Raw genomic sequence first — 26,384 nt, 5'->3', positions numbered from 1 at the left:
CCTGCACGCGGGGGCCAGTGCCGGGACAAAGTAGTCTTGAGCCCATGCCCGAACGCCGTACCGTCGCCCTTGTCACTCTTGGCTGCGCCCGTAACGAGGTGGACTCGGAGGAGCTCGCAGGCCGCTTGGCAGCGGACGGCTGGGAGCTCGTCGAGGATGCCTCCGATGCCGATGTCGCCGTGGTCAACACCTGTGGATTCGTCGAGGCCGCCAAGAAGGACTCCGTCGATGCCCTGCTCGAAGCCAATGATCTGAAGGACCACGGCCGCACCCAGGCCGTCGTCGCCGTCGGCTGTATGGCCGAGCGCTACGGCAAGGACCTCGCAGAGGCCCTGCCGGAAGCGGACGGAGTCCTCGGATTCGACGACTACGCAGACATCTCGGACCGCCTCCAGACCATCCTCAACGGTGGCATCCACGCCTCCCACACCCCGCGCGACCGCCGCAAGCTCCTGCCGATCAGCCCGGCCGAGCGCCAGGACGCCGTGGTGGCCCTGCCCGGCCACGCCCAGGAGGCCGAACCGGCCCCCGCTGATCTCCCGGAGGGTGTCGCCCCGCTCTCCGGACCCAGGGCGCCCCTGCGCCGCCGGCTCGGCACCAGCCCGGTCGCCTCGGTGAAGCTGGCCTCCGGCTGCGACCGCAGGTGCTCCTTCTGCGCCATTCCGTCCTTCCGCGGCTCCTTCATCTCGCGCCGTCCCTCGGACGTCCTGGGCGAGACCAGGTGGCTGGCCGAGCAGGGGGTGAAGGAGGTCATGCTGGTCTCCGAGAACAACACCTCGTACGGCAAGGACCTCGGTGACATCCGGCTGCTGGAGACGCTGCTGCCGGAGCTCGCGGACGTCGACGGGATCGAGCGCATCCGGGTCAGCTACCTGCAGCCCGCCGAGATGCGGCCCGGCCTGATCGACGTGCTGACCTCCACGCCGAAGGTCGCGCCCTACTTCGACCTCTCCTTCCAGCACTCCGCCCCCGGTGTGCTGCGGGCGATGCGCCGGTTCGGTGACACCGACAGCTTCCTCGAACTGCTGGACACCATCCGGAGCAAGGCGCCGCACGCCGGCGCGCGCTCCAACTTCATCGTGGGCTTCCCCGGTGAGACCGAGGCGGACCTGGCGGAGCTGGAACGGTTCCTCACCGGTGCGCGCCTCGACGCCATCGGCGTCTTCGGCTACTCCGACGAGGACGGCACGGAGGCGGTCGGCTACGGCAACAAGCTGGACGCCGACACCATCGCGGAACGGCTCGCGCACATCTCGCAACTGGCCGAGGAGCTGACCTCCCAGCGGGCCGAGGAACGCGTCGGGGAGACGCTCCAGGTGCTCGTCGAGTCGGTCGAGGCGACCGAGGACGAATCCCGCGCCGTGGGCCGCGCGGCGCACCAGGCCCCGGAAACGGACGGCCAGGTGCTCTTCACCGCACGCGAGGGACTCGTCCCGGGCCGTATGGTCGAGGCAGAGGCAGTGGGCACCGAGGGCGTCGACCTGGTGGCGGAATGCCGTGAGCTTGCGGAGGTGGCCAGATGACCGGAGCGCCGGCATCCGCGACAGGGGGCTCCGGCGCTACGCCGGTCCGCGGCGGGAAGCTGGGCACTGCGGCCGTCAATCAGGCGAGCCTGTGGAACATCGCCAATCTCCTCACCATGGCGCGGCTGGTGCTGGTCCCCGGCTTCGTCATGCTGCTGCTCCACAACGGCGGATACGACCCGGCGTGGCGCTCCTTCGCCTGGGCGGCCTTCGCCATCGCGATGATCACCGACCTGTTCGACGGGCATCTGGCCCGTACGTACAACCTGGTCACCGACTTCGGGAAGATCGCCGACCCGATCGCGGACAAGGCGATCATGGGCGCTGCGCTGGTCTGCCTGTCCTACCTGGGCGATCTGCCCTGGTGGGTCACGGGCGTGATCCTCTTCCGCGAGCTCGGCATCACCGTGCTGCGGTTCTGGGTGATCCGCCACGGGGTGATCCCGGCCAGCCGCGGCGGGAAGATGAAGACGCTCGCGCAGGGGACGGCGGTCGGGATGTACGTCCTGGCGCTGACCGGACCGCTGGCCACTCTGCGGTTCTGGGTGATGGCGGTGGCCGTCGTGCTGACGGTCGTCACCGGTCTGGACTACGTGCGCCAGGCCATCGTGCTGCGTCGCCAGGGGCTCGCGGCGGAACGGTCGGCCGCGGCACAGGAGGCCGTCGAGGCGGCCGTGGAGGCGCCCGGGAGCAGCGAGGGCGCGGACCGGGTCTCCGGGAGCCCTGAGCGGGTCTCCGGGACCTCGGGGGCCCGCGATGCGGCGGAGGCCGAGCGGTGACAGCCGCGGCCCGGGTGCTGCGACTGCTGGTCGAGCGGGGCCAGACCCTGGCCGTGGCGGAGTCGCTCACCGGCGGTCTCGTCGCGGCGGAGTTGACGTCCGTACCCGGTGCCTCGCACGCCTTCCGCGGGTCCGTGACGGCCTATGCGACCCCCCTCAAGAGTGAAGTCCTGGGTGTGGATCCGGCCCTTCTCGCGTCACGCGGTGCGGTGGATCCCGAAGTGGCCCGCCAGATGGCGGCGGGCGTACGCCGGTTCCTGGGCACGGACTGGGGCCTGGCCACCACCGGCGTAGCGGGCCCCGAGCCGCAGGACGGCCGGCCGGTGGGAACGGTCTTCGTCGCAGCCTGCGGGCCTGACGGCGAGGCGAAAGTGGCCACACTCAGGTTGAACGGCGGACGAGCGGACATCCGCAATGAGAGTGTACGGAGCGTGCTCGATCTGCTCTCCGGCGAACTCGGCGGGTACGCGAGCGCACAGGATACGGAACAGATCGGGGGGAATTGATGTTTGCAGCCCTGAGTGAACACGACATCGCTCCCCGCACGGCCGCGGCGCTAGGCGGTACGGTGGGGCGTGAAGGATGCGGCTACGCGGTCCGAGGAGGGAGCCACCGATGATTCTGCTCCGTCGCCTGCTTGGTGACGTGCTGCGTCGGCAGCGCCAGCGCCAAGGCCGTACTCTGCGCGAAGTCTCCTCGTCCGCCCGAGTTTCGCTCGGCTATCTCTCCGAGGTGGAGCGGGGGCAGAAGGAGGCATCCTCCGAACTGCTCTCCGCCATTTGCGACGCGCTTGACGTACGGATGTCCGAGCTCATGCGTGAAGTGAGCGATGATCTGTCGCTGGCTGAACTGGCCGAGTCGGCAGCAGCCGGCGATCCGGTACCCGTGCCGGTGCGCCCCAGGCTCAATTCCGTCTCTGTTTCGTCGGTGGCGGGTGTGCCGACGGGACGGGTGACCATCAAGGCGCCTGCGGAAGCGGTGGATGTCGTCGCCGCCTGACCCGCTCGGTTCGGTGCGAAACGGAGCCCCGGTCCTCCCCTCACAGGGTGGACCGGGGTTTCTGTGTGTTGTCTGCGTAATGGGGGGCATGCGGTCTTTGTGAGACCGGGGAGCGATCTCGTACAGAGATTCCCCCGAATGACCGTTTCGCTTCGTTTGTGCCATCGTGGGTGGTGCTGAACGGAACGGATACAGATCGGAGATGTGCATGTCTGTGGTGAAGAGCCCGCTGTCCGAGGCCGACCTCAAGTCTGTCGGCGGTGCGCTCCAGGGCGCCCTGGTGGACCTCGTCGACCTCTCGCTGGTCGCGAAGCAGGTCCACTGGAACGTGGTTGGGCCGCGCTTCAGGTCTGTGCACCTCCAGCTCGACGAGGTCGTGGACACCGCGCGCCAGCACTCCGACACGGTTGCCGAACGGGCCTCCGCGCTCGGCGTCAATCCGGATGGCCGGTCGGGGACGGTCGCCCGGACCACGGCCATCGACTCCGTGCCCGAGGGCTGGGTCAAGGACGTGGACGCGGTGCGCACGCTGGTCGACGCCCTCGGTGTGGTCATCGGCCGGATGCGCGAGCGGATCGAGGTGACCGGCGAGCCCGACCCGGTCAGCCAGGACATCCTGATCACGCTGACCGCTGATCTCGAAAAGCACGCGTGGATGTTCCAGGCCGAGAGCGCCTGAGTCCACGCCCCCCATTTTGCCCCTTCTGAACGAGGAGTAGCCATGACTGACGACGGCACGAAGGACAAGATCACCGGCAAGGCCAAGGAGGCCATGGGCAAGATGACCGGTGACCGCCGCAAGGAAGCCGAGGGCAAGGCGGACCAGGCGAAGGGCAAGGCCAAGGGTGCCGTGGGCGGTGCCAAGGAGCACGCCGAGGGCGTCAAGGACTCCCTGACCGACAACGACAAGCGCTGACGTGAGGCCCGAGGCGCGTGAGACCTGAGCCTGTGCTTGAGGCTGTGCCTGGGGCCTGAGAGGTCTGTGCCCGGGGTGTGAGAGGCCTCAGGGCCTGTGCGTGGAAGCGGAGCCCCCACCGGAGACGGTGGGGGCTCCGCTCTGGATGCGGCCCCGGCGGAGCCGGGTGAGACTGCGAGGGTGTGCGCCTGCGCCGTGCGCGCCGGTACTGCACCGGTGCGCTCTCCCACTGAGTGATCAGGCCGGACATATTGCCGTGAGGTACTGGGTTCGGCCGGAGGAGGCAGCCATGGTACGGCGATGGGTGCCGGCGCTCGTTCTCGGCGCTGTGTGGTGGTGGGCCGTGCTGCGGCTGATATTGGAGCCCGCGCACGCCGGGGTGGTCGAGGGAGCGGTGGCGGCGGGCGGCTGGGGGCTGAGCCTCCTGCCGGTGCATGTGGCCGCGACCGCCCGGCCGACCGGGATATTCGACGCGGGCACTGGCCTGCTGCGGCGGTGTGCCGCGGGGGCGCGGTCCTGGTGGGCCGGCGCGGCGGCTACCAGGGCATGGCGACGCCGCCGTTCGGGCGGAGGATCTGCCCCGTCATGAAGGCCGAGGCGTCGGACGCCAGGTGCAGCACCGTGTGCGCCACGTCCATGGGGTCCCCGACCCTGCCCAGCGGCGAGATCCGCGCCATGGTGGCCTCGGCCCGGTGCTGCTGCTCCGCGTCGTGGCGGGCGGTCATGGGGGTGCGGACCCAGCCCGGCGCGACGGAGTTGACCCGGATGGCGTGCGGCCCCAGTTCGGTCGCCAGGGTCTTGGTCAGCTGGACCACCGCCGCTTTGGCCGTGCTGTAGCAGAGCAGCCCCGGGCTCGCGGAGTCGACCGCACCCGAGGCCATGGTGATCAGGGAACCGGGGGCCTCGCGGGCGAGCATGGTGCGGGCCACTTCCTGGCAGGCGTACAGCACGCCCTTGAAGTTGACCGAGTGCACGCGGTCGAGGTCCTCGTCGGCGGTCTCCAGGACGCTGCTGGTGTGCATGATCCCGGCGACGGCGGCCAGGATGTCGAGATCTCCGGCGGCCGCGACAGCGGCCCGGACCTGATTGCGGTCCGTGACATCCAGCGGGTACGTGTGGGCTTCGCCGTCCGCCGCGGTGATCAGTTCCAGGGTCTCCTGGAGGCCCTCGGTGTCGAGATCCGCGCAGTGGACGGTGGCGCCCGCCTCCGAGAGCAGAACGGCGCAGGCGCGGCCGATGCCGCCCGCCGCGCCGGTGACGAACGCGGATCGGCCGGTGAGGTCGTACGCGGCAAGGGGCATGACCGGACCGTACGACCGGATCTGACGGCCCGTCAACTAGGCGGTGGGGCCGGATTGGCAGTGCGGACACCAGTAGGCGGGCCTGGCGTCCTGCTCCGCCTTACGGATCGGTGTCCCGCAGCGCAGGCAGGGGCGGTGGGTTCTGCCGTAGACCCAGAGGTTCTCGCTCGGACGGCCGGTGGGGAACGGCCGGCGGGTGGCGGTGCGTGGACGTGCGCCGGTGGTGGTCGGGGGGCGCGCGCCGACGGTGGTGATACGGATGGGACGGTCGCGGTTGGCTTCGAGGAGCTGGTGGGCGGTGCTCACCAGAAGGGGGGCCGTGGCGGCGGGCAGGTCACCGATGGGGAGCCATGGGGTGGCACGGGCCAGAAAGCACAGCTCGGCCTTGTAGACGTTGCCGATGCCGGCCAGGTTGCGCTGGTCCAGGAGGGCCTCACCGAGCGGGCGGGCCGGCTCCGCGAGCAGATTGCGCAGCGCCTTGCCGGCGTCCCAGTCGGGTCCCAGGAGGTCGGGGCCGAGATGGCCGACCGCCTGCTCCTCGTCCGCGGTGCGCAGGAGCTCCAGGACCGGCAGGCGGTAGCCGACGGCCGTGTGCGCGGTGTTGGCGAGGACGGCGCGGATCTGGTGTGCGGGGCCGCCGCGCCAGCGCTCGTCGGGGCCGTAGATCCGCCAGGCGCCGTCCATCCGCAGATGGCTGTGGAGGGTCAGGCCGCCCTCGAAACGGGTCAGCAGATGCTTGCCGCGCGAGATGGCTTCGAGCACGGTCCGGCCGGTGAGGTCGGCGGTGGCGAAGCGAGGGACGCGCAGGTCGGACCGGGTGAGGACCTGGCCTGCGAGTGCCTGGTGCAGACGCCTGGCGGTCTGCAGGACGGTGTCTCCTTCGGGCATGCCTCCATGATGCGGGGGATGCGGGGGATGCGGGGGATGCGGGGGATGCGGGGGATGCGGGGGATGCGGGGGACGCGCGGTGCGTGGGCGGGGGACGAGCGCGTGCGCGTGCCGGGTCACGCGCGCAGGCGCAGGCCCCTCGGGGTGGCGAGGAAGCCCGCCGCCTCCAGCGTGCGGCCCAGCGGTGAGGTCAGTGCCGAGACGCCGTTGGTGCGCTCCACCGTCACCGTGCCGAGGGCTCCGGCACGGGCCGCCGCGGCCAGGGCGGCGGCGGCCGCCCGCAGCGCGGGGTCCTCCGGATCGGTCGGCCAGGCAAGCAGCGTCTTCCCGCCGCGCTCCATGTACAGCGTCAGCTCGCCGTCGACCAGGACCACCAGGGAGCCGGCCTTGCGGCCGGGCTTGTGCCCGGCCCCGTCCGGCGGCTCCGGCCAGGGCAGCGCCGCCCCGTAGGCATTGGCCGGGTCGGCCGCCGCGAGGACCAGGGCGGTGGGGGCCAGGCCCGGCTCCCTGCGGTCGCGGGCGGTGGAGGCCGCGCGCAGCCGGTCCACCGCGCCGTCCATCGCGAACTGTGCGGCCCCCAGCCCCTCCACGACATAGCCGCGACGGGCCTGCCCGTTGTCCTCGAAGGCCGCCAGCACGCGGTACGCGGCGGAGAACCCGCCCTCGACGCCCTCGGCCTGGACCGCGCCGCGCGTCACCACCCCGTGCCGGTCCAGCAGGGTGCGGGCCAGCGCGTGGGCCCGGTGGGTGGGTTCGGGTTCGGCGGCGGGCAGCAGGGACCAGCGGCCCGAGACCGTGGGCGGGCCGCTGCGCGAGGCGGGGCGGGACGCGGCCGTCAGCGAGCCGTAACGGCCGCGCGGGACGTTCCGTCTGGCGCGGTGCGCGGTCGACCCGGCGGTTCGGCCCGAGCCCAGGAGGGAGCGCAGCGGTGCGAGCGTGTCGTTGGTGAGCCGGCCCGACCAGGTGAGGTCCCAGAGGGCGTCCGCCAGCTGCGGATCGGTGCAGTCCGGGTGCGTGGTGGCCCGGACCTGGTCGGCGATCTGGCGGAAGAAGAGCCCGTACCCGCCGGTGAGGGCGGTGAGTACGGATTCGTGCAGCGCGCTGAGTTCGAGCGGGCGCGGGGGAGCCAGCAGCAGGGGCGCGCTGTCGGCCAGGTAGAGGGAGAGCCAGCCGTCCTTGCCGGGGAGGGCGCCCGCACCGGCCCACACGACCTCGCCGGTGGTGGTGAGTTCGTCCAGGAGCGCGGGGGAGTAGCCGGTGACGCGGCCGGGCAGGACCAGCTTCTCCAGGGCCGACGCGGGGACCGGAGCGCCCTGCAACTGCTCGATGGCGCGGGCCAGTCCGTCGACTCCGCGCAGGCTGTTGCTGCCGAGGTGCTGCCACTGGGGCAGGAAGCCCGCGAGGGCGGCGGGCGGGACCGGCTCCAGCTCATGGCGGAGCGCGGCGAGCGAGCGGCGCCGCAGCCGGCGCAGCACCGTGGCGTCGCACCACTCCTGGCCGATGCCGGTGGGATGGAACTCTCCCTGGACGATCCGGCCGGAGGCCGCGAGGCGTTGCAGCGCACCGTCCGTGACCGCGGTGCCGAGGCCGAACCTGGCCGCCGCGGCGGTGGAGGTGAACGGGCCGTGCGTACGGGCGTAGCGGGCGAGGAGGTCACCGAGAGGGTCCTTCACCGGTTCGGTGAACGCCTCCGGGACGCCGACGGGGAGCGCCGTGCCCAGCGCGTCGCGCAACCGGCCCGCGTCCTCGATCGCCGCCCAGTGCTCGTCACCACCGATCCGGACCCGGATGGCGCGGCGGGCCGACGACAGCTCCTGCGCCCACGGGGCTTTCGCCCCGCGCTCGGTCAGCTCGGCGGTGGTGAGCGGTCCGAGGACCCGCAGCAGGTCGGCGACGCCCTCGATGTCCTTGATCCGGCGGTCCTCGGCCAGCCACTGGAGCTCCCGCTCCAGCTCGGTCAGGACGTCCGCGTCCAGCAGCTCGCGCAGCTCGGCCTGGCCCAGCAGCTCGGCCAGCAGGTGGGAGTCGAGGGAGAGCGCGGCGGCCCGCCGCTCGGCGAGGGGTGAGTCGCCCTCGTACAGGAACTGTGCGACGTAGCCGAACAGGAGTGAGCGCGCGAACGGGGAGGGCTCCTGGGTCGTCACCTCGACCAGGCGGATCCGGCGGGCTTCCAGATCGCCCATCACTTCCGTGAGCCCGGGGACGTCGAAGACGTCCTGAAGGCATTCGCGGACCGCTTCGAGGACGATGGGGAACGAGCCGAACTCGGAGGCGACCTGGAGGAGCTGGGCGGCCCGCTGCCGCTGCTGCCACAACGGCGTGCGCTTGCCGGGGCTGCGCCGGGGGAGCAGCAGGGCCCGTGCCGCGCACTCGCGGAACCGCGAGGCGAACAGGGCGGAACCGCCGACCTGGTCGGTGACGATCTGCCCGATCTCGCCCTGGTCGAAGGCGACGTCGGCGGCGCCGACCGGGGGCTGATCGCTGTCGTGGGCGGCGTTCGGCGCCGGAAGGGCCGCCCCGCCGCCGGACTCGGACGCCCGGTCCTGGTCCACCGGGTCGAAGTCCAGGAGGTCCAGGCCCATCATGTCGGCGTCCGGCAGCCTGAGGACGATGCCGTCGTCGGCGTGCATGACCTGGGCGTCCATGCCGTACCGCTCGGCCAGGCGGGCGCTGAGCGCGAGCGCCCAGGGGGCGTGCACCTGGGCGCCGAACGGTGAGTGCACGACGACGCGCCAGTCGCCCAGCTCGTCGCGGAAACGTTCGACGAGGATCGTCCGGTCGTCCGGTACGTGGCCGCAGGCCCGGCGCTGTTCGTCGATGTACGCCAGCACGTTGTCCACGGCCCAGGTGTCCAGACCGGCGGCCAGCAGTCTTTCGCGGGCGTCCCCGGGCGACAGCCCGCCGAGCTCGCGGAGGAAGGCGCCGAGGGCCCGGCCCAGCTCCAGCGGGCGGCCCAGCTGGTCGCCCTTCCAGAACGGCAGCCGTCCGGGGACGCCGGGGGCGGGCGACACCAGGACCCGGTCGCGGGTGATGTCCTCGATCCGCCAGGACGTGGTGCCCAGCGTGAAGACGTCTCCCACCCGGGACTCGTAGACCATCTCCTCGTCCAGCTCGCCGACCCGGCCGCCGCCCTTCTTCGGGTCGGCGCCCGCCAGGAAGACCCCGAAGAGCCCGCGGTCGGGGATGGTGCCACCGGAGGTGACGGCGAGCCGCTGGGCGCCGGGACGGCCGGTGACCGTGCCCGCGACGCGGTCCCAGACCACGCGCGGGCGCAGCTCCGCGAAGGCGTCGGACGGATAGCGGCCGGCCAGCATGTCCAGGACGGAGGTGAACGCCGACTCGGGAAGCGAGGCGAAGGGCGCCGCCCGGCGGGCCACGGCCAGCAGGTCGTCCACCTGCCAGCTGTCCAGAGCGACCATCGCGACCAGTTGCTGGGCCAGCACGTCCAGCGGATTGGACGGGATCCGCAGCGCCTCGATGGCCCCTTCCCGCATCCGCTCGGTGACCACCGCGGCCTGCACCAGGTCACCGCGGTACTTCGGGAAGACGACTCCGGTGGAGACCGCGCCCACCTGGTGTCCGGCCCGGCCCACCCGCTGCAGCCCGGAGGCGACCGAAGGCGGTGACTCGACCTGGATCACCAGGTCGACCGCGCCCATGTCGATCCCGAGCTCCAGGCTGGAGGTGGCGACCACGGCGGGCAGTCGTCCCGCCTTGAGGTCCTCCTCGACCTGGGCCCGCTGCTCCTTGGAGACCGATCCGTGGTGCGCACGGGCAAGGAGGGCGGGTGCGCCCTTCGCGGCACCCGACTCGGCCATGATCTCGGCGGGTGAGTGGGCCTCCGGCATCGTCTCGCCGGTGGCCCGCTCGTACGCGATCTCGTTGAGCCGGTTGCAGAGCCGCTCGGCGAGCCGGCGGGAGTTGGCGAACACGATGGTGGAGCGGTGCGCCTGGACGAGATCGGCGATCCGCTCCTCCACATGCGGCCAGATCGACGGCTTGTCCGCCTGGTCCGCGGTGTCCGGGCCGGCCGCGGGGGAGCCGCCCAGCTCGCCCAGATCCTCGACCGGTACGACGACCGACAGATCGAACTGCTTGGTGGACGGCGGCTGGACGATCTCCACTCTCCGCTGCGGGGAGAGGAACCGCGCCACTTCGTCGACCGGACGGACCGTGGCGGACAGGCCGATCCGGCGGGCCGGCCGTGGCAGCAGCTCGTCGAGACGCTCCAGCGACAGGGCCAGGTGCGCGCCGCGCTTGGTGCCCGCGACGGCGTGCACCTCGTCCAGGATCACCGTCTCGATCCCGGCCAGCGCCTCCCGGGCCGAGGAGGTCAGCATCAGGAACAGGGACTCGGGTGTGGTGATCAGGATGTCCGGCGGCCTGGTCGCCATGGACCGGCGCTCGGCGGGCGGGGTGTCGCCCGAGCGGATGCCGACCCGTACCTCGGGCTCGGGCAGTCCGAGGCGCACCGACTCCTGGCGGATGCCGGTGAGCGGGGAGCGGAGGTTGCGTTCCACATCGACCGCGAGGGCCTTGAGCGGCGACACGTACAGCACCCGGCAGCGTTTCCTCGCCTCCGCGGGCGGCGGGGCCGCCGTCAGCTGGTCCAGAGCGGCGAGGAAGGCCGCCAGGGTCTTGCCCGATCCGGTCGGCGCGACGACCAGTACGTCAGAGCCCTCACCGATCGCCCGCCAGGCGCCCTCCTGCGCGGCCGTGGGTGCGCTGAAGGCTCCCGTGAACCAACTGCGGGTCGCGGCGGAGAACGAATCGAGTGCGGAGCCGGTCATGCTCCCCATCGTGCACCCAGCCACTGACAACGGCCGCGAGCTGCGAGAATCCGGGTATGGCGGGAGTCGCGGGACCGGGCGAGTGGGCGAGGCACTGGCAGTACGAGGAACTGCCGGAGCTCGACCTGCTGCGGGCCCGCTACGTCCGCCACACCTTCCCGCGTCACAGCCATGAGGGCTATGTCTTCGGCGCCGTCAGCCAGGGCATCGAGGACGTCGCCCTGCCCGGCGGCACCGTCCACGCGGACCCCGGCTCCGTCGTGATGATCAATCCGGAGGTGCCGCACACCGCCAGGGCCGGTGTTCCCGAGGGCTGGGTGTACGCCACGCTCTACCCGTCCGCACAGGTGATCAGCGACATCGCGGCCGACACGACGCGCCTGCGCGGCACGGTCGGCTTCACGGAGACCCGCGTGAGCGATCCGCACGCGGCCCGGCTGATCGGCGCGGTCCACCGGGCGGCGGAGGAGGGCAACGCGCTGGCGGCGGACAGCGTGCTGCGAGTCCTCGTCACACGCCTGCTCACCCGGCACGGCAGCGTTCTTTCCGCGTTCGAGCCCCGGGCGGCGGGGGCGCGGGACGCGGAACGCGCCCGCACCGTGCTGGAGAGCAGGATGGCCGGGCCACCCACCCTGGAGGCACTGGCCACCGAGCTCGGCACCAGCCCGTTCGCACTGCTGAGAGCCTTCAAGAAGCAGTACGGAATGCCACCGCACACCTGGCTCACCGACGCCCGGGTCCGCCGGGCCCGCCGGATGCTCGACGCGGGCACGCCGCCGGCGGTGGCGGCCGCCGAGGTCGGCTTCACCGACCAGCCGCATCTCAACCGTCACTTCACCCGGATCGTGGGCGTGCCACCGGGCGCCTACCAGCGCGAACGTGCAAGAACGTACAAGACCGGCCCGGAACCGCCCGGGTAGCTTGCCGAACGTGGCAGAACAGACAACACCTCAACGAGCCGGTGAACCGGCCGACGCCGGTGCGCTCGCCGATTCCGGTGCGATCGTTGGCGGCAGTGTGATCACCGCCGGCGCCAAACCGGACGCGGCCGTCGTACGGGACGCGCTCGGCGTCGGCGTAGCCGTCGGACTCTCCGGCTTCGCCTTCGGCGTCACCTCGGCCGGCTCCGGACTGAGCCTGCTGCAGACCTGCGCGCTCAGCCTCCTCGTGTTCACCGGCGCCTCCCAGTTCGCCCTGGTGGGGGCGCTCGCAGCGGGCGGAAACCCGTACACCGCGGCGGCCGGCGCCTTCTTCCTCGGAGTGCGCAACTCGTTCTACGGCCTGCGGCTCTCGCAGCTGCTCGCCCTCCCGCGCGCCGTGCGCCCCTTCGCAGCCCACTGGGTGATCGACGAGACGACGGCCGTGACCCTGCCCCAGCCCACCCGGCGCGCCGCCCGGATCGGCTTCACCGTCACCGGGCTCACGCTCTACGTGCTGTGGAACCTCACCACGCTGGTCGGCGCCCTGGGCGCCGAGGCACTCGGCGACACCGACGCCTGGGGGCTGGACGCGGCCAGCCCCGCCGTCTTCCTGGCCCTGCTCGCGCCGATGCTGAAGACCACGACGGAGCGCGTCACCGCCGGGCTCGCGGTCGTCCTCGTCCTCGGTCTGCTGCCGCTCCTGCCCGCAGGGGTGCCCGTACTGGTCTCCGCGCTCGCGGCGCCCGTCGTCCTCTTTATGAAGGGACGCGGCAAGGGCTCTATGAGGGGACGCGACAAGGGCCCGGCACCTCGGAACGCCCAGGGCGCCCGGCCCGCCGGGAACGCGCCGCACGCAGAGAGCGCGAAGGGTTCGCGCCCGACCACGCCGGAGGACGGCCGATGAACGTCTGGATCGCCATCGCACTCACCGCGGTCGGCTGCTACCTCGCCAAGCTCCTCGGCCTCCTGGTGCCCGCCGGAGCCCTGGAGCGCCCCATGGTGCAGCGCCTCGCCGCGCTGCTGCCGGTGGCACTCCTGGCCGCCCTGACCGCGCAGCAGACCTTCGGTGACGGACAGCACCTGGCGCTGGACGCCAGGGGCGCGGGGCTCGCCGCGGCGGCGCTCGCGCTCGTCCTGCGCGCACCCTTCCTCGTGGTGGTGGGCGCTGCCGTGGCCGTCACCGCCGCGGTGCGCGCCCTCGGCTGACCAGCCGCGCCCGGGGCCGCGTCAGACCAGAACGCGCCCGTGCGCGCGCAACGTCCGTAACGCCCTGAGCGTCACCAGCGGCCGCCCCTCCAGGGCGGTCCCCGGCGCCCACTGCCGCCAGGTCACCGGCCAGCCGCCGTCCGCCTGCTGCCCGGCCGCCAGGTGGTCCAGCGACAGCTCCATCTCGGCATCGGTGAACCACCGGCGGGCGAGCGACTCGGGGGCACGGGCGTAGTCGTACGGGAAGTGCTGCTCGCCGGGCGCGTAACCGGCCGCCACCGGGTAATCCGCCCGCTGCTCCGGATCGAGCACGGCGAGCCGCTGCTCGCGTACCAGGCGTCCCAGACGGTCGGCGGCCGCCTCGGCCCGCGACCGGTCCGGGGCTCCGTCGAGAAAGGCGACGGCCGCCTCGATCTCGTACGGATGAGACACCTGGAGGGCATCGACGGCCGCCCAGCAGAAGTCGGTGGCCCGGAACAGCCAGGCATGCCACACCGCGTTGCGGTGCAGCAGCCCGACCACGGGGCCGGTGGCCAGCAGCTCGGCCGGCGGGTCGTCGACGATCGGAATGAAGGGGGCGGCCGGATAGCCGCGTTGCGAGGGAAGAAGGGCGGGAAGGGCACCCTCCTTCGTGGACACGTCCGTAAGGAAGCGGCAGATCCGCTCCACCCGGATCCCGCCGCAGCGGCCGATGGAATCGAGGACGCTCAGCGCGTGGGCCGTGTGCAGCGGCTGGCTGACGGGTCCGCGCAGATCGGGTTCGAGCGCGTGACCGTACCCGCCGTCCTCGTTGAGATGGGCGGCGAGCGCCGTTTCCACGGCATCAGCGCTTCCGTTCAGGAAGTGGTGAGCGAACCGCCGCTGTTCGAGGACACGGGCCGTGAGCCAGATGAACTGCTCGGCACGGTTGAGGGGACTTTCTCCGGTTCCAGCCATGGACCGACCGTAAGCCGGTGTGAGCTCCCGGCAAGGGCAGGCGGCCCGGCTGCACTCTCAGGAGCGGGATACTGAGGGCATGCGGTTGACGATTTTCTGGGAACGGATGGCGGACCACTTCGGCGCGGGCTATGCCGACTCCTTCGCGCGCGACCATGTGATGGCCGAGCTGGGCGGTCGTACCGTCCATGAGGCACTGGCCGCCGGCTGGGAGGCCAAGGACGTCTGGCGCGGTGTCTGCACGGCGGTCGGCATCCCCGCGGACAAGCGCTGAGGCGCAGCTCGGAGCCGTGCGCCGGACAACGGTCGCCCGGGGCGCGCGCCGGAGTGTTGCGGCCGTAGGCGAGACTGGTTCTGTGGCACCGACAGACGAGACCGTTCAGACCCAGCCGCCCCTCACCCCGCCCGTCCCGCCGGTCGAGCCACCGGCCCCGCCGTCGGATGCCGGGCCGGTCCGCATGCCCGGCTGGCTGCCGCGTGCGATGGTGCTGGCCCTTGCGCTCTACGCCTGCTTCCGGCTCGGGAGCTGGGCGTTCGACCAGCTCATCGGCCTGCTGATCAACATACTGATCGCCTTCTTCCTGGCGCTCGCCATCGAGCCCGCGGTGAGCCGCATGTCGGCCGCCGGTATGCGCCGGGGCCTCGCCACGTTCCTGGTCTTCCTCGCCGTGCTGATCGCGAGCGTCGGTTTCGTCGTGATGCTCGGATCGATGCTCGCGGGGCAGATCGTCGACATGGTCGACGAGTTCCCCAAGTACCTCGACTCGGTGATCAACTGGGTCAACCAGACCTTCCACACGGAGCTCTCCCGGGTCGAGGTGCAGGACAGCCTGCTGCACTCCGACTGGCTGCAGAAGTACGTCCAGAACAGTGCGACCGGTGTGCTCGACGTGTCGACCACGGTCCTCGGCGGCCTGTTCCGGCTGCTGACGATCTTCCTGTTCTCCTTCTACTTCGCTGCCGACGGACCCCGGCTGCGCCGCGGACTGTGTTCCGTTCTCCCGCCCTCCCGCCAGGCGGAGGTGCTGCGGGCCTGGGAGATCGCGGTCGCCAAGACCGGCGGATACCTCTACTCGCGCGGCCTGATGGCGCTCGTCTCGGGAATCGCGCACTACATCCTGCTGGCGGCTCTCGGAGTGCCCTACGCGCCGGCGCTCGCGGTCTGGGTCGGGCTCGTGTCGCAGTTCATCCCCACGATCGGCACCTATCTGGCGGGCGCCCTGCCGATGCTGATCGCCTTCACCGTCGATCCCTGGTACGCACTCTGGGTCCTCGGGTTCGTCGTGGTGTACCAGCAGTTCGAGAACTACGTGCTGCAGCCCAAGCTGACCGCCAGGACGGTGGACATCCACCCGGCAGTCGCCTTCGGCTCGGTGATCGCGGGCACGGCACTGATGGGCGCCGTCGGCGCGCTCATCGCCATTCCGGCGGTGGCCACGCTGCAGGCCTTCCTCGGCGCCTATGTGAAGCGGTACGACGTCACGGACGACCCGCGGGTGCACGGGCAGCACCAGTGGCGGCTCGGCGAACCGCTGGCGGCGCGGCTGCGCCGGTTCCGGCATGCCCCCGAGAGCGGTGACGGGCACGGGGCGGGCGAGGACGACGAGCCGCAGGGACCGCAGCCGCGCCCCTGAGGGCGGGTGAGCCGGTGGGGCGTGGCGCGCTTGACACCAAAATCGAACATCCTTTCTTATGGAATTCCGGCCGGGGTTTGCCGGGCTCGACCGTGGAGTTGTCCACAGGCCGGGAGGACGTCGAGGCCCATTGTCAGTGGCAGGGGTTAGCGTCTGAGACGTGAAGCGATCGACTCAAGCAAATCGGGTGGAACCCATGGCAGGAAACGACCGCGAGAAGGCGCTGGACGCCGCACTCGCACAGATCGAGCGGCAATTCGGCAAGGGCGCGGTGATGCGCCTCGGCGAGCGGCCGAACGAGCCCATCGAAGTGATCCCCACCGGTTCGACGGCGCTCGACGTCGCGCTCGGCGTCGGCGGCCTGCCGCGCGGCCGTGTGGTGGAGGTGTACGGGCCGGAGTCCTCCGGTAAGACGACGCTGACGCTGCACGCCGTGGCGAACGCGCAGAAGCTCGGCGGCACGGTGGCCTTCATCGACGCCGAACACGCCCTCGACCCCGAGTACGCGAAGAAGCTCGGTGTCGACATCGACAACCTCATCCTGTCCCAGCCGGACAACGGCGAGCAGGCCCTTGAGATCGTGGACATGCTGATCCGCTCGGGCGCCCTCGACCTGATCGTCATCGACTCCGTGGCGGCCCTGGTGCCCCGTGCGGAGATCGAGGGCGAGATGGGCGACTCGCACGTGGGTCTGCAGGCCCGTCTGATGAGCCAGGCGCTCCGGAAGATCACCAGCGCGCTCAACCAGTCCAAGACCACCGCGATCTTCATCAACCAGCTGCGCGAGAAGATCGGCGTGATGTTCGGCTCGCCGGAGACCACCACCGGTGGCCGCGCGCTCAAGTTCTACGCCTCGGTGCGCCTCGACATCCGGCGTATCGAGACGCTGAAGGACGGCACCGACGCGGTCGGCAACCGCACCCGCGTCAAGGTCGTCAAGAACAAGGTCGCACCGCCCTTCAAGCAGGCCGAGTTCGACATCCTCTACGGCCAGGGCATCAGCCGCGAGGGCGGCCTGATCGACATGGGCGTGGACCACGGCTTCGTGCGCAAGGCCGGCGCCTGGTACACGTACGAGGGCGACCAGCTCGGCCAGGGCAAGGAGAACGCCCGCAACTTCCTCAAGGACAACCCCGATCTCGCCAACGAGATCGAGAAGAAGATCCTGGAGAAGCTGGGCGTCGGTGTACGGCCCGACGCGGCCTCCGCCGAGCCCGCAGCGGACGCGGCGGCCGGGACTGCCGCTGCTCCGGCCGACGGTGCGGCCAAGCCGGTGTCCGCCGCGGCCGGCAAGACCAAGCCGGCCAAGACGGCGGCGGCCAAGAGCTAGACCGTGACGCGTCGTACGGAGTGGCCGGGCAGCGCCGCCGAATCCGGCGAGGGCCCCGGCCCCGGATTCGCCGCCGCATCAACCGGCGGCCGCACCTCCGGATCCGGCTCGGAGACCGAACTCCCCTACGAATCGGCAGCGGGGGCCGGCCGGGGCAGGGGGTCGGGTCCGGGGTTCGGTGAGGGGGCCGGGCGCCGTTCCCGGTCCCGTTCCAGAAGCAGCGGCTCCCCCTCCTCGTCGAGGGCCGAGAAGGGGGAGCCGCGAGACCCGGTCGAGCAGGCGCGCAACATCTGTCTGCGGCTGCTCACCGGGACCCCGCGCACCCGCAAACAGCTCGCGGACGCCCTGCGCAAGCGGGAGATCCCGGACGAGGCCGCAGAAGAGGTCCTGTCGCGCTTCGAGGACGTCGGTCTGATCGACGATGCCGCGTTCGCCGACGCCTGGGTGGAATCCAGGCACCACGGCCGCGGACTCGCCCGCCGCGCCCTCGTCCGCGAGCTGCGGACCAAGGGCGTGGACGCCACGGTCATCGACGAGGCCGTCGGCCGGCTCGACCCGGACCAGGAGGAGGCGACGGCGCGCGAACTCGTCGCGCGCAAACTCCGCTCCACGCGGGGGCTGGACCGCGACAAGCGGCTGCGCAGGCTCGCCGGCATGCTCGCCCGCAAGGGATACGGGGAGGGAATGGCCCTGCGTGTGGTGCGCACGGCACTCGAAGAGGAGGGCGAGGACACGGAAGGGCTGGACGAACCCTTCTGACCGGAGCTACTGACCGGAGCTTCTGACCCGTCGGTCCCGCGGCCGGCCTGCGTTACTGCCCGGCGCGGGCTGCGCGGCTGATGGTGGCGTCGATCAGGGCGACCGCATCGGCGGCGGTGCGCCCGGGGTAGCGGTTCCACGGCCCGATCAGCCCGGTCCAGCCCTGGGAGCGGAGCTCGGTGATCAGCCAGGCGCCGGCCCGGTCGACGGTGGCCGCCGAACCGTAGCCGAGGCGATGCGCGGTGAGCATGGCACCGCAGACGCAACGGGCGCCCCTCGCGTTGCGCAACCGGTACGGGGTGTTCTGCCAGCCCCACTCGGTGAGGATCTGCCGTGCGTGGGCGAGATGGGTGGAGGGCCGCACCTCGGGCTGTCCGATGCGCCGCCAGGAGTGGAGCCGGTCGGGCAGTACCGCACCGAGGCGCCCGGGGAGCGGACGCTCGCGCGGCGGGGCGACGGGCAGCGTACGGAGGGTGTCCGCGATCAGCTGATCCACCGGCACGGACAGCAGATCACGCCAGTCGGCCGGGTCCGCCTGCGACGGATGCGACGCCTCCGGAAGTGGCGCGTCCGGAAGCGACCGGTCCGGATGTGACGTGTCCGCAGCAGGCTCAGCCGGGACGGGGCGTCCGGGTTCCGGGGCCGTGCGGTCCCAGCCCGTGACGATCTGCCGCCACGCATCCGTGTCATGGAGTCGAGCGGCCTGAATGTCCAGCTCGTCAGGGGTCAGGGCAGTGGTCGGAGCGGTGGTCGGCATCGGTGCGGGCTCCCCGTCGTAGCGGCCTTGTCGTTGAGCCGAATGTCCGTCCCGTACGGGGATCGCTCCACCGGAGCCAGGCCATACGGGTGTGTCGCGACGGATTCGGGCCGGAAGAGCCCGCGGGCCGCGGAGAGAGGGACCCGGTACGGGGGAAAGCCCCCGCATCAAGACGGCGGGACGCTCCAGTGCACCGGCCCCCACGCACAGAGGAGTCTGGGACGCATGCCGAAGCAGCCCGGACAAGGCCTGGGAAGAGGGCCCGGAGACGGTGGCGGCTCGGCCGACAACACCGCGGACAATCGAAAAGAGACGGTCGCATCATGATGCTGCGCTACGCCTTGGGGACGATCAGACACCGCAAGGGGGGATTCCTCGGAGCACTGCTGGCCCTCATGTGCGCCGCCGCCCTCGTCACCGCCTGCGGCACCCTGCTGGAGACCGGCCTGCGCGGACGCATCGCCACCGAGCGCTACGCCGCGACCCCGCTCGTCGTCTCCGCGGACCAGAACGTCCATCAGACCACCGTCAAGCACCGGGGCAACGGGAAGACCAAGACCAAGCACAAGGCGAAGCCGGTCGCTGAACGTGCCTGGCTCCCCGCGGGCGACGCCGACCGGCTCCGCGCAGTGGAGGGCGTTCGCGCGGTCGTACCCGAACTGACCTTCCTCGCCCAGCCGCTCGGCCTCCCCGGGGACGGCGGAGCGTCCGGTCCGCCGTCCTACGGCCACGCGTGGACCTCCGCCCCGCTCACTCCGTTCGCCCTTACGGCGGGCCGTGCACCGGCCGCCGCGGACGATGTGGTGATCGACCGGGGCCTCGCCCGGCGGGCGGCACTGTCCGTCGGGGACCGGATCACCGTCCAGTCCACCCGGGCCCCTCGTACGTACCGCGTCAGCGGCGTCGCGGCCCCGGAAGGCGGCGACCGGCTCCGGGAGCAGACCTCGCTGTTCTTCTCCACCGCGGAGGCCGAGCGCCTCGCCGCCCGTCCGGGCCAGGTCACCGCGTTCGGCGTGCTGCCCGCAGCCGGTACGGATCCCGGCCTCCTGAAGCAGCGGGTCGGTCAGGCCCTCAAGGGAACGACCGCCCAGGTCGCCACGGGTGACGACCGGGGACCGGTCGAGTTCCTGGACGCGGCGGGCGCCCGGGTCAAGCTCGTCTCCATGGGAGCGGCCATGGGCGGCACCTCGCTGCTGGTCGCCGTACTCGTCGTCGTCGGCACCTTCGCGCTCTCCATCCAGCAGCGCCACCGTGAACTGGCCCTCCTGCGCACCATCGCCGCCACCTCACGGCAGATCCGTCGCCTGCTCGGACGCGAGGCGCTGGTGGTCGGTGCCGTCGCCGGGGTGCTGGGCGCGCTGGCGGGGCTGCCGCTCGCCGGCTGGCTGCACGGTCGATTCATCGACACCGGGGCGGTCCCGGCGACCCTGGAGCGGACGGCGGGCATCTTCCCGGCCTGCGTCGCCCTGGCCGTCACCCTCATCGGCGCCTGGGCCGCCGCCCGGATCTCCGGCCGCCGCATCGCCGGGCTCCGCCCGGCCGAGGCCATGGCCGAAGCGGCGGTCGAGCGTGCCCGTCCGGCTCGCCTGCGGACCGCCGCCGGTCTCGTCCTGCTCGTCGGCGGCGGCGTGCTGGTCGCCGTACTGAGCATCCTGCGCACCGAGGCCGCCTCGACCCCCGTCACCTTCCTCGCCGTGGTGATGCTGGCCACGTCGGTGTCGCTCCTGGGTCCCCACCTCGTACGGGCGGCCGCCGTTCTGCTGGGCCTGGTGCTCCGGCCGGCCGGGCCCGTCGGGAAGCTGGCCCACTCGAACGTCCGCGGGAACTCCACCCGGATGGCCTCCGTCGTCACCCCGCTCACCCTGCTCATCGGCATGACCTGCACGGTGCTCTTCATCCAGCCGACCCTCGGGAACGCCGCCCTGGCGCAGGCCCGGGAGGGCACCCGCGCGACCTGGGTACTGGGCGCACAGGGCCCCGGCGTCCCGGCCGCGGCCGTCGACGCGGTCCGCGCGACGCCCGGTGTCACCGCGGCCACGGAGGTCGTCCGGACCACGGTCCGGGTCGGGCTCGACAAGTACCCGGCCCAGGGGGTCACCCCGGCCGGCCTCGCCCGCACCTGGGACCCCGAGGTGACCAGCGGTTCGCTCGCCGCGTTCAGCGCCGGCTCGCGTACCGCCGCGGTCAGTGAGCTCGCCGCCGACCAGCTCGGTCTCCACCCCGGCAGCAAGCTGCGACTGCACCTCGGCGACGGAACGCCCGCCACCCTCACGGTCGCCGCCGTCTACCACCGGGGCCTGGGCTTCGGGGATCTGACGCTGCCGCACGAACTGGTCGCCCGTCACATGGACAACCCCCTGGCCGCCACCGTCCTGGTGTCCGGAGACGCCTCACGCAGCGATCTGACCGCCTCCGTAAGGAAGTTTCCCGGGATCGCGGTCCTGGCACCGACCGCCGCCGACCGGCTCCAGGCGGACCAGCAGCAGAACAACGCCGAGGTCAACCTCCTCGCCATGGGCCTCGTCCTGGCCTTCACCGCCATCGCCGTGGTCAACACGCTCGCCATGTCGGTGTCCGAGCGCCTGAAGGAGTTCGCGCTGCTCCGGCTGGCCGGTGCGACGCGCCGCCAGGTGCTGCGGATGCTCCGTATCGAGACCCTGTCGGTCCTGCTGATCGCCGCTGTTCTCGGCTCCGGGATCGCGCTCGCCGTACTGACCGCGTTCAGCATCGGGTTGACGGGCGGTGCGGCGCCCGCCGTTCTGCCGCTGGTGTACGCGACCGTGGTGGGCGCCGCGGCGCTGCTGGCCCTGACCGCCACGGCACTGCCGGGCCGGATGGCGCTGAAGGCCCGACCGGTCCAGGCCGTCACATCGGGCCAGTAGCCCCCGGAGCCCCCGGAGCCCCCGCCGGCCCCGGGGACTCCGGGGCCGGCGGGGGCTCCCGGTCACACATCGACCGGGAGCCCAGCCGCGCGCCAAGCCTGGAAGCCGCCCACCAGATCGGTTGCCCGGTAGAGCCCGAGCCGGTGCAGCGACTCGACGGCGAGGCTCGACGCGTAGCCCTCGTTGCAGATCACCACGACCCGGAGACCGTGGCTCACCGCCTCCGCCGCGCGATGGCTCCCCTGCGGGTCCAGCCGCCACTCCAGCTCGTTGCGTTCGACGAGCAGCGCGCCCGGTATCAGCCCGTCCCGCGTGCGCAGCTCCGCGTAGCGGATGTCGACGAGCAGGGCCCCGTCGGCGGCGGCCGCACTGGCCTCCTCGGGGCCGATCCGCTCGTATCCGGACCTGACCCGCTCCAGCAGCTCGTCTATCGCGACCTGTCGGGTGCCCTCCGGCCCCGTACCTCCGTGCGCTGCGTCGCTCACTGCCAGTCCTCCGGGATTTCGGTCTGTTCGAGGCGGAGTACCGCGTCCGTGCGGCTGTAGCGCCGGATCTGCGGGAGCGGGGGGTAGTACGCGTGGACGGAGACGGCGTGTTCGTCCACGGACTCGTTCAGCACCTCGTGCACGTGGTGCCTGCCGAAAGCCCTGCCCTGACCGGGCGTCAACTCCCGCGAACGGTCGATGCCCTCGGTCAGTTCGAGGGTCTTCCATCCGTCGGTGGGCAGCCGCGCCGCGAGCGAGTGCTCCTTGAGCGTGCCGCTCGCGGTGAGGAAGGCGCCGATGGAGTCGGCGTGGTCGTGCCAGCCGGTGCCGGTGCCGGGCGGCCAGCCGATCAGCCAGGCCTCACTGCCGCCGGGCCCGTCGAGCCGGATCCAGGTGCGGCCCTCGGGGTCGAGCGGGAGCGAGGCGATGAGGCCGGCGTCCGCGGCGGTACGGCGGACGAAGTCGAGCAGTTCCGCAGCGGTCGGAGCGGTCGGAGCGGTCGGGGCAGAAGCGGGAGCGGGTACGGGAACGGGGGAGGGAGAGACGGACGCGGGGGCCGAGGGGGCCGGCGCAGGGGAAGCGGGCGCAGGGGAAGCAGAGGCAGACACAGGGGACCGTCCTGAGGGTTCGCGTGGATGTCCTGCCGTACGTCATGGCGCACGGCGGAGCAGGAGAGAGCGATTCAGCAGGACGGGCGACACACGCAGCCCGCATAGCGGAGCAGGTCCATATGGACCCTCCGCCACAGGCGCACATCGGTGTCGGTCATGTTCCGGAGTAGACCATGTGCGCCCGCGGGGGTCAATTGATGTCTGCGGTGCGGTCGGAGCGTTCGGAGGTGCGGGCCGCGCCGCCGCGCGCCGCTTCCGCTGCCGCGCGGAGCTCGGCGGGCCGTACCCCGCTGAACGACTCCACCAGGTGACCGTCCGGCCTGACCAGCAGAACGGTGTGCGCGGGGGCCCCCGGATAGCTCTCCGCCACCAGCAGTTCGCCCTTCACCGGCAGGGCGTCCACCGCCTCGACGAGCCGGGGCATCACTCCAGCGCCCATCCAGTGCCGCCGGTCCCATACTCCAGTACCGGGGGCCACCAGGACGACCAGCAGCCGCCCCTGCCCCAGCCGTTCCCGGAGCCGTACGCCGGTGCCGTCCGGTGCCGTCACCCGTACATCGGAGACCGGCGCACCGGGGGGCGTACCCACGGACGTGTGCGCCTCGGCGCGCGGGGGCGCAAGGGGGGACAGCGAGTAGGAAGGGGGCGCACCGAGGGGGCCGCATCCCAGATGCCCGTCGGTCAGCAGCGAATCGTGCCCCCGTGCGCTCCCGGGGACCAGGGTCCGCAGCCCGCCGCCGCCCCGCAGTATCGGCAGCGACTGGTCGGCTGCGCGCAGCCGTGCGGCGACGGCGGCGCGGCGCTCGGCCTGGTAGCTGTCGAGCAGCACGTCGGAGGCGCCGTGGTGCCAGGCCAGCGCCAGTTTCCAGGCCAGGTTCTCGGCGTCGCGCAGCCCCTCGTCCAGCCCCTGAGTGCCGAGCGCGCCCAGCAGATGGGCGGCGTCCCCGGCGAGGAACGCCCGCTTCACCCGCCACCGCAGGGCGAGCCGGTGGTGCAGCGTGTAGACGCCGGTGTCCAGCAGTTCGTACGGGGGTGTCTCGCCGCACCAGCCCGCCAGGGTGTCCCGGACCCGGGCGACCAGGACGTCGGGCGTGACGAGCTCGCCACGCGGCGGCAGCAGCCAGTCGAGCCGCCAGACGCCGTCCGGCAGCGGCCGTGCGGTCACCTCCGCACCGCCGGAGCGCCACGGCGGCAGCCGGTGCAGTACGGCCTCGCCCGGCCAGGGCAGTTCGGTGCGCAGGGCGGCGACGGCATGCCGTTCCACCGCCGTGCGCCCGGGGAACCGGATGTCCAGGAGCTTGCGCACGGTGGACCGGGCCCCGTCGCAGCCGACCAGGTAGCTCCCGCGCCACCAGGTCGACCCGGGCTCCCTGGTGTGCACGGTGACCCCGGCCGGGTCCTGCTCCAGGGTGTCGATGCGGCTGTGCCGTGCCGTCCGCACGAGGTCCTGCGCGGCCACCGCGTCCCGCAGTCCGCGCACCAGTGCGTGCTGCGGGATGTGGACCGGGGCGGCCGGCGAGTCCCCGGACTGCGCGTGTTCGCCTTCGCCGAGGGGCAGTTCGCGTACCAGTTGCTTGCGTCGCAGGGACCGCCAGCCGGACCAGCGAAGCCCCTCGTCCTGGAGGGTCTTGCAGCCGAGCCGCTCCAGCAGGGCCGCGGTGTCCTCGCGGAGCACCACCGTGCGGGCCGGCCGCGTCTCCTCCTTGCCGGGATCCTCGTCGAGGAGCACGGAGGGCACCCCCTGAGCCGCGAGGGCGAGCGACAGCACCAGGCCGACCGGCCCGGCACCGACGATGATCACCGGGTCCACGGCGCGGCCCCCGGAACGTGTGCGGTCGGACGCGTGGCGGCGCACGGGCAGAGCGGACGGGCCAGCAGCCCGCGAGGTCGGGGACGGCGGCGACGGAGATGTGGCGGCGTAGGGGGCTCGGGGCGCGATCACAGAACGTATGCAACCTACTGCCGGTGCTTGCGTCAAGTGACACCGGAACGCGGCGAGGGGCGGTGGCGCGTGCGCCACCGCCCCTCGCGGACTTCTGTTGATCAGCCGTCAGACGGCGCGTCCGTCATCAATGTTGAGCGACGGCGCACCGATCGTCTCCAGCTCGCCCCCGGGGCCGGTGCCCACGACGGCGCCCGTGCTCTTCTTCGCGCGCCGGAGCCGCCGCTCCAGCCAGCTCGCGAACGAGGTGAGGGTGAAGTTCAGCGCGATGTAGATCAAAGCGATGATCGTGAAGCACGCGATGGTGTTGGCGCCGTAGTTCGCTGCCATCGGCCGGACCGAGGCCAGCAGCTCGGGGAAGGTGAGTACCGCGCCACCGAGGGCGGTGTCCTTCACGATCACCACGATCTGACTGACGATCGCCGGGAGCATGGCGGTGACCGCCTGCGGCAGCAGCACGAAGAGCATCGTCTGGCCCTTGCGCATGCCGATCGCCTTGGCCGCGTCGGTCTGCCCCGAGGGGAGCGTCTTGATGCCGGCGCGCACGATCTCGGCGAGCACCGACGCGTTGTAGAGCACCAGGCCCGTGATCACCGCGTACAGCGGACGGGTCTCCGTGTCGATGCTGGTGTACTCGGAGTACACCTGGTTCGCGATGATCATCAGGACCAGTACCGGGATGGCGCGGAAGAACTCCACGACCACGCCGGACGGCACCCGCATCCACCGGTGGTCAGAGAGCCTGCCGATCCCGAACAGAGCACCCAGCGGCAGGGCGATGACCAGAGCGAAGAACGCCGCCTTGATCGTGTTCTGGAAGCCCGGCCATATGTACGTCTGCCAGGGCAGGGAGCTGGTGAAGAACGGCTTCCACTTGATCCAGTCGAGCTGGTGCTTGGAGGCGAGGCCGTCGTAGACCCACCACACCACAGCCGCGGCGGCGAGCACGAACAGGACCGTGTAGAGGATGTTGCGCCGCTTGGCGCGCGGCCCCTGGGCGTCGTAGAGGACGGAGCTCATCGCTTCACCGCCACCTTCTTGCTCACCCAGCCGAGGATGAGGCCGGTCGGAAGGGTCAGGACGACGAAGCCGAACGCGAAGACGGCCGAGATCAGGATGAGCTGGGCCTCGTTCTCGATCATCTTCTTCATCAGGTACGAGGCCTCCGCGACACCGATCGCCGAAGCGATGGTGGTGTTCTTCGTCAGCGCGATCAGCACGTTGGAGAGCGGATTGACGACGGAGCGGAACGCCTGCGGAAGGATGATCAGCCGCAGTACCTGGGTGAAGCTCAGACCGAGGGCGCGTGCCGCCTCGGCCTGGCCGACCGGCACCGTGTTGATGCCGGACCGCAGCGCCTCGCACACGAAGGCGGCGGTGTAGGCGGTCAGGGCGAGTACCGCGAGCCGGAAGTTGATACCCGTGAAGTCACTCGCTCCGAGCTTGACACCGAGCGTCGAGAACAGGCCCAGCGAAGCGAAGAGGATGATCACGGTCAGGGGTACGTTCCTGACCACGTTGACGTAGCCGGTCGCGAAACCGCGCATCAGGGGGACCGGGCTGACCTTCATACCGGCCAACAGCGTTCCCCATATGAGGGAGCCGAGGGCGGAGTAGACGGTGAGCTGCACCGTCACCCAGAACGCCCCGAGCAGGTCATAACCATCAAGAAAGTCGAACACGATCTCCCGCGCTTCCGCGTGTAGGAGGGCACGGCGCGCCGCCG

The 26,384-nt window shown here is 71.9% G+C and carries 26 protein-coding genes; 15 read left to right on the top strand and 11 right to left on the bottom strand.

From position 1 onward, the window contains the following. The first annotated feature begins 44 nt into the window (after positions 1–44). The 7 genes from rimO to ACIP89_RS27175 all read left to right on the top strand — a co-directional run bounded on the left by rimO (position 45) and on the right by ACIP89_RS27175 (position 4,806). Complete coding sequence (gene rimO / locus ACIP89_RS27205; protein WP_401931133.1) at positions 45–1,523, top strand: 30S ribosomal protein S12 methylthiotransferase RimO; 1,479 nt, start codon at positions 45–47, stop codon at positions 1,521–1,523. Then, positions 1,520–2,302, top strand: coding sequence for a CDP-diacylglycerol--glycerol-3-phosphate 3-phosphatidyltransferase (pgsA, locus tag ACIP89_RS27200; protein WP_402117232.1), 783 nt, complete (start codon positions 1,520–1,522; stop codon positions 2,300–2,302). The genes rimO and pgsA overlap by 4 nt, the downstream gene beginning before the upstream one ends. Further along, complete coding sequence (locus ACIP89_RS27195; protein ID WP_401931081.1) at positions 2,299–2,808, top strand: CinA family protein; 510 nt, start codon at positions 2,299–2,301, stop codon at positions 2,806–2,808. The genes pgsA and ACIP89_RS27195 overlap by 4 nt, the downstream gene beginning before the upstream one ends. Positions 2,809–2,917: 109 nt before the next feature. Continuing rightward, positions 2,918–3,301 (top strand): helix-turn-helix domain-containing protein, encoded by a 384-nt coding sequence (locus ACIP89_RS27190; RefSeq protein WP_024492760.1) that lies wholly within the window; start codon positions 2,918–2,920, stop codon positions 3,299–3,301. A gap of 208 nt (positions 3,302–3,509) precedes the next feature. Further along, positions 3,510–3,980, top strand: a complete 471-nt coding sequence (locus ACIP89_RS27185) for a Dps family protein (RefSeq protein ID WP_401931083.1) — start codon at positions 3,510–3,512, stop codon at positions 3,978–3,980. 42 nt (positions 3,981–4,022) lie between these two features. Further along, entirely contained in the window at positions 4,023–4,217 is a 195-nt protein-coding gene (locus tag ACIP89_RS27180; protein ID WP_401931086.1) for a CsbD family protein, read from the top strand. A 289-nt stretch (positions 4,218–4,506) separates the two neighbouring features. Beyond that, a complete protein-coding gene (locus tag ACIP89_RS27175) occupies positions 4,507–4,806 on the top strand; it encodes a hypothetical protein (protein ID WP_402117231.1) in 300 nt (99 codons plus the stop codon). Here ACIP89_RS27175 and ACIP89_RS27170 read toward each other — a convergent pair. The 3 genes from ACIP89_RS27170 to ACIP89_RS27160 form a co-directional block, all read right to left on the bottom strand. Then, positions 4,754–5,518 carry an SDR family NAD(P)-dependent oxidoreductase gene (locus ACIP89_RS27170; protein ID WP_402117229.1) on the bottom strand — a complete coding sequence of 255 codons (765 nt, stop codon included), beginning with the start codon at positions 5,516–5,518 and terminating at the stop codon, positions 4,754–4,756. The genes ACIP89_RS27175 and ACIP89_RS27170 overlap by 53 nt on opposite strands. Before the next feature lie 36 nt (positions 5,519–5,554). Continuing rightward, positions 5,555–6,406 carry a DNA-formamidopyrimidine glycosylase family protein gene (locus tag ACIP89_RS27165; protein WP_402117227.1) on the bottom strand — a complete coding sequence of 284 codons (852 nt, stop codon included), beginning with the start codon at positions 6,404–6,406 and terminating at the stop codon, positions 5,555–5,557. A gap of 116 nt (positions 6,407–6,522) precedes the next feature. Continuing rightward, positions 6,523–11,196 (bottom strand): DEAD/DEAH box helicase, encoded by a 4,674-nt coding sequence (locus ACIP89_RS27160; protein ID WP_402117226.1) that lies wholly within the window; start codon positions 11,194–11,196, stop codon positions 6,523–6,525. Positions 11,197–11,252: 56 nt separating this feature from the next. On the opposite strand from ACIP89_RS27160, the gene ACIP89_RS27155 reads away from it, so the two are divergent. Genes ACIP89_RS27155 through ACIP89_RS27145 form a run of 3 tightly spaced genes read left to right on the top strand, consistent with a single transcriptional unit; the run spans position 11,253 to position 13,322 of the window. After that, the gene (locus ACIP89_RS27155; RefSeq protein ID WP_402117224.1) at positions 11,253–12,116 is read left to right on the top strand and encodes a helix-turn-helix domain-containing protein; all 864 of its coding nucleotides are present in this window, start codon (positions 11,253–11,255) and stop codon (positions 12,114–12,116) included. Positions 12,117–12,126: 10 nt separating this feature from the next. Next, the gene (locus tag ACIP89_RS27150; RefSeq protein ID WP_402117222.1) at positions 12,127–13,020 is read left to right on the top strand and encodes an AzlC family ABC transporter permease; all 894 of its coding nucleotides are present in this window, start codon (positions 12,127–12,129) and stop codon (positions 13,018–13,020) included. Continuing rightward, complete coding sequence (locus ACIP89_RS27145) at positions 13,017–13,322, top strand: AzlD domain-containing protein (RefSeq protein WP_401931103.1); 306 nt, start codon at positions 13,017–13,019, stop codon at positions 13,320–13,322. Before ACIP89_RS27150 ends, ACIP89_RS27145 begins: the two co-directional genes overlap by 4 nt. Before the next feature lie 21 nt (positions 13,323–13,343). Here ACIP89_RS27145 and ACIP89_RS27140 read toward each other — a convergent pair whose 3' ends face one another. Beyond that, complete coding sequence (locus ACIP89_RS27140; RefSeq protein ID WP_402117220.1) at positions 13,344–14,258, bottom strand: hypothetical protein; 915 nt, start codon at positions 14,256–14,258, stop codon at positions 13,344–13,346. A gap of 79 nt (positions 14,259–14,337) precedes the next feature. On the opposite strand from ACIP89_RS27140, the gene ACIP89_RS27135 reads away from it, so the two are divergent. The 4 genes from ACIP89_RS27135 (at position 14,338) to recX (ending at position 17,981) form a co-directional block, all read left to right on the top strand. Then, positions 14,338–14,532, top strand: coding sequence for a DUF3046 domain-containing protein (locus tag ACIP89_RS27135; RefSeq protein WP_073737752.1), 195 nt, complete (start codon positions 14,338–14,340; stop codon positions 14,530–14,532). Between the two features lie 184 nt (positions 14,533–14,716). Beyond that, positions 14,717–15,892: an AI-2E family transporter gene (locus ACIP89_RS27130; protein ID WP_402117246.1), complete on the top strand. Its 1,176-nt coding sequence runs from the start codon at positions 14,717–14,719 to the stop codon at positions 15,890–15,892. A gap of 196 nt (positions 15,893–16,088) precedes the next feature. Continuing rightward, on the top strand, positions 16,089–17,222 hold the full coding sequence (recA, locus tag ACIP89_RS27125) for a recombinase RecA (protein WP_401931108.1): 1,134 nt from the start codon (positions 16,089–16,091) through the stop codon (positions 17,220–17,222). 3 nt (positions 17,223–17,225) lie between these two features. After that, entirely contained in the window at positions 17,226–17,981 is a 756-nt protein-coding gene (gene recX / locus ACIP89_RS27120) for a recombination regulator RecX (RefSeq protein ID WP_402117218.1), read from the top strand. A 52-nt stretch (positions 17,982–18,033) separates the two neighbouring features. On the opposite strand, the gene ACIP89_RS27115 is transcribed toward recX, so the two are convergent. Further along, on the bottom strand, positions 18,034–18,738 hold the full coding sequence (locus ACIP89_RS27115; protein WP_402117216.1) for a hypothetical protein: 705 nt from the start codon (positions 18,736–18,738) through the stop codon (positions 18,034–18,036). 323 nt (positions 18,739–19,061) lie between these two features. Between ACIP89_RS27115 and ACIP89_RS27110 the strand changes: the two genes are divergently transcribed. Then, positions 19,062–21,620 carry an FtsX-like permease family protein gene (locus tag ACIP89_RS27110; protein ID WP_402117214.1) on the top strand — a complete coding sequence of 853 codons (2,559 nt, stop codon included), beginning with the start codon at positions 19,062–19,064 and terminating at the stop codon, positions 21,618–21,620. Between the two features lie 62 nt (positions 21,621–21,682). Here ACIP89_RS27110 and ACIP89_RS27105 read toward each other — a convergent pair whose 3' ends face one another. The 6 genes from ACIP89_RS27105 to ACIP89_RS27080 all read right to left on the bottom strand — a co-directional run bounded on the left by ACIP89_RS27105 (position 21,683) and on the right by ACIP89_RS27080 (position 26,340). Then, positions 21,683–22,105 carry a rhodanese-like domain-containing protein gene (locus ACIP89_RS27105; protein ID WP_402117213.1) on the bottom strand — a complete coding sequence of 141 codons (423 nt, stop codon included), beginning with the start codon at positions 22,103–22,105 and terminating at the stop codon, positions 21,683–21,685. Further along, positions 22,102–22,713, bottom strand: coding sequence for a cysteine dioxygenase (locus ACIP89_RS27100; RefSeq protein WP_402117211.1), 612 nt, complete (start codon positions 22,711–22,713; stop codon positions 22,102–22,104). Before ACIP89_RS27100 ends, ACIP89_RS27105 begins: the two co-directional genes overlap by 4 nt. Before the next feature lie 74 nt (positions 22,714–22,787). Beyond that, entirely contained in the window at positions 22,788–22,874 is an 87-nt protein-coding gene (locus tag ACIP89_RS27095; protein ID WP_311307652.1) for a putative leader peptide, read from the bottom strand. 32 nt (positions 22,875–22,906) lie between these two features. Next, positions 22,907–24,526, bottom strand: coding sequence for an FAD-dependent monooxygenase (locus ACIP89_RS27090; RefSeq protein WP_401931420.1), 1,620 nt, complete (start codon positions 24,524–24,526; stop codon positions 22,907–22,909). 240 nt (positions 24,527–24,766) lie between these two features. Then, on the bottom strand, positions 24,767–25,678 hold the full coding sequence (locus ACIP89_RS27085; protein WP_401931123.1) for an amino acid ABC transporter permease: 912 nt from the start codon (positions 25,676–25,678) through the stop codon (positions 24,767–24,769). Further along, on the bottom strand, positions 25,675–26,340 hold the full coding sequence (locus ACIP89_RS27080; protein ID WP_401931126.1) for an amino acid ABC transporter permease: 666 nt from the start codon (positions 26,338–26,340) through the stop codon (positions 25,675–25,677). Before ACIP89_RS27080 ends, ACIP89_RS27085 begins: the two co-directional genes overlap by 4 nt. Between the last annotated feature and the right edge of the window lie 44 nt (positions 26,341–26,384).

Source organism: Streptomyces sp. NPDC088730 (genome assembly GCF_044751215.1).
Lineage (GTDB): Bacteria > Actinomycetota > Actinomycetes > Streptomycetales > Streptomycetaceae > Streptomyces.
The sequence above is the reverse complement of the archived record's forward strand: the minus strand, read 5'-3'. Positions and strand labels throughout refer to the sequence as shown.